Annotated in this window: 10 tRNA genes; all 10 read right to left on the bottom strand. The window is 48.6% G+C overall.

Features of this window, described 5'->3' with window-relative positions:
* Positions 1-88 precede the first annotated feature (88 nt).
* A tRNA-Ala gene (locus BN2425_RS00435) sits at positions 89-164 on the bottom strand.
* 11 nt (positions 165-175) lie between these two features.
* Positions 176-252 (bottom strand) — tRNA-Pro (locus BN2425_RS00430).
* 3 nt (positions 253-255) lie between these two features.
* Positions 256-332, bottom strand: a tRNA-Arg gene (locus BN2425_RS00425).
* A 10-nt stretch (positions 333-342) separates the two neighbouring features.
* Positions 343-431, bottom strand: a tRNA-Leu gene (locus tag BN2425_RS00420).
* A gap of 5 nt (positions 432-436) precedes the next feature.
* Positions 437-511: transfer RNA gene (locus BN2425_RS00415), tRNA-Gly, on the bottom strand.
* A 7-nt stretch (positions 512-518) separates the two neighbouring features.
* A tRNA-Leu gene (locus BN2425_RS00410) sits at positions 519-603 on the bottom strand.
* Positions 604-613: 10 nt separating this feature from the next.
* Positions 614-689: transfer RNA gene (locus tag BN2425_RS00405), tRNA-Lys, on the bottom strand.
* A 28-nt stretch (positions 690-717) separates the two neighbouring features.
* Positions 718-793, bottom strand: a tRNA-Lys gene (locus BN2425_RS00400).
* Positions 794-829: 36 nt separating this feature from the next.
* A tRNA-Thr gene (locus tag BN2425_RS00395) sits at positions 830-902 on the bottom strand.
* Positions 903-1,063: 161 nt separating this feature from the next.
* Positions 1,064-1,139: transfer RNA gene (locus BN2425_RS00390), tRNA-Val, on the bottom strand.
* Between the last annotated feature and the right edge of the window lie 29 nt (positions 1,140-1,168).

Below are 1,168 nucleotides of genomic sequence, written 5' to 3'. Positions count from 1 at the left end.
TTAGTTTTCAAAGAGCAATGTGCCGCTTAAAGCAGCTTTTATATACTAACAAGATATTTTCATCTTGTCAATATATAATTTTAGAAATTGGTGGAGCCTAGCGGGATCGAACCGCTGACCTCCTGCGTGCAAAGCAGGCGCTCTCCCAGCTGAGCTAAGGCCCCATATTTTAGAATGGTCGGGAAAACAGGATTCGAACCTGCGACCCCTTGGTCCCAAACCAAGTGCTCTACCAAGCTGAGCTATTTCCCGAAATGGCGCGCCCGAAAGGAGTCGAACCCATAACCTTCTGATCCGTAGTCAGACGCTCTATCCAATTGAGCTACGGGCGCATTATTTAAATGGTGCCGAGGACCGGAATCGAACCGGTACGGTAGTCACCTACCGCAGGATTTTAAGTCCTGTGCGTCTGCCAGTTCCGCCACCCCGGCATATCTGGAGCGGAAGACGGGATTCGAACCCGCGACCCCCACCTTGGCAAGGTGGTGTTCTACCACTGAACTACTTCCGCAAATAAATGGTGCGGGTGAAGGGAGTCGAACCCCCACGCCTTGCGGCGCCAGATCCTAAGTCTGGTGCGTCTGCCAATTCCGCCACACCCGCATTATTAAAATGGTGAGCCATGAAGGACTCGAACCTTCGACCCTCTGATTAAAAGTCAGATGCTCTACCAACTGAGCTAATGGCTCGTTATTAACTAAATAACAAAATACAAAGTGGTGGGCCATGAAGGACTTGAACCTTCGACCCTCTGATTAAGAGTCAGATGCTCTACCAACTAAGCTAATGGCCCAAAAACAAATTCGGCCAAATAAAAAAGGTCGAACAGTGCCGGCTAGAGGACTTGAACCCCCAACCTACTGATTACAAGTCAGTTGCTCTACCAATTGAGCTAAACCGGCATAGTAAAGTGTTTATACATTGTTTATCACACGCTGATTAGTTATCGTCATCCCGACTTCAGTATGCTTATTCAAGCAGCTGCTCAGTCGGTATGCTGATGTTAATTCAGGGAGTATATTCGGTCGTGCTCTACCAATTGAGCTAAACCGGCATAGAAAAATGGTGGAGGATGACGGGATCGAACCGCCGACCCTCTGCTTGTAAGGCAGATGCTCTCCCAGCTGAGCTAATCCTCCATTTATTACAGCCTGGCAGTGTCCTACTC

This window comes from Neobacillus dielmonensis, assembly GCF_000612665.1.
Classification (GTDB): Bacteria; Bacillota; Bacilli; order Bacillales; family Cytobacillaceae; genus Neobacillus; species Neobacillus dielmonensis.
The sequence above is the reverse complement of the archived record's forward strand: the minus strand, read 5'-3'. Positions and strand labels throughout refer to the sequence as shown.